Source organism: Janthinobacterium sp. FT14W (assembly GCF_009208755.1).
GTDB classification, from domain to species: Bacteria; Pseudomonadota; Gammaproteobacteria; order Burkholderiales; family Burkholderiaceae_D; genus Janthinobacterium; species Janthinobacterium violaceinigrum.
On sequence record NZ_WFLL01000150.1, the window covers coordinates 1 to 337 of the forward strand.

The following is a 337-nucleotide window of genomic DNA, read 5'->3' on the forward strand; positions in this document are numbered from 1 at the left end:
TTTCCGAAAACGTCAAATCCGCCGGCAAGCGCTCGATGCCGGGCAGCAGCGGGGGCGGCGCGCATTTCGCCCTGACCAGCATGGCGGCGGCGCTGATGCTCGGGTATGGCTCCCTGGCCCTGGCGGGACCGGCGGGCGGCACGGTGGTGGCGGGCCAGGCAACGATCAACGGTACGCCGGGCAATACCGTGATTCAGCAGGGCAGCCAGAACGCCGTCATCAACTGGGCCAGTTTTAATATCGGCAAGGGCGAATCGGTGCAGTTCCAGCAGCCCAACAGCAACGCGGTGGCCCTGAACCGCGTGCTGGGCAATGACGGCACGACCATCCTGGGCAA

At 66.2% G+C, this 337-nt stretch carries 1 protein-coding gene; it reads left to right on the forward strand.

The genetic code is table 11. From position 1 onward, the window contains the following. Window positions 1–337, forward strand: a 337-nt coding sequence (locus GCN74_RS28390; RefSeq protein WP_152259715.1) for a filamentous hemagglutinin N-terminal domain-containing protein, incomplete at both ends; no start/stop codon positions are given.